This window comes from Pseudomonas sp. HMSC063H08 (assembly GCF_001813645.1).
Lineage (GTDB): Bacteria > Pseudomonadota > Gammaproteobacteria > Pseudomonadales > Pseudomonadaceae > Pseudomonas > Pseudomonas aeruginosa.
Genome location: NZ_KV813494.1, coordinates 1 through 467 on the forward strand (window position 1 = coordinate 1; position 467 = coordinate 467).

Annotated in this window: 1 pseudogene; it reads left to right on the forward strand. The window is 60.6% G+C overall.

Features of this window, described 5'->3' with window-relative positions:
• Positions 1–467: pseudogene (locus tag HMPREF2924_RS20945) on the forward strand (hypothetical protein); the annotation flags it as partial.

The window sequence follows — 467 nt, forward strand, 5'->3', positions numbered from 1 at the left end:
GGCGACCCGGCCTATAACCCCCTGGAAACGGTGTGGCGGATCGAGTTTCGCTATCACCACTCCATCGTCCAGCAATTCTCCGAAGGCTCGCGTATGGCCTCGGGGGAGGTCATTGGCTGCCGCACCTATGAGGGCCTTTGCCCGCATCTACAGGGGCTGTGGAACTATGCCTGCGAGGCATTCCGTGTGCTCTCCCGGGAGGGCATGTATGACGCCTTCTGGAGCCTGATCAGCCAGGACGCCCGCGTCCAGGTCGAGTGCGATCCGCTGATCGAGCGCACCGAGTATCGGCGCTATTACAAGACCGCCAAGGGCTTTAGCGGGCGTAACTGCGAGATGTTTCTCGGCCAGTTCGTGAGCCTGATCGCGCGGGAGCGTGTCCCGGCAAAAAAGGCGATTGAGTCCGCCCGCAAATTGGAGTTCTGGCACGTTATTGAAGACCACTATCTCGCCAAGGGTTGGACTCG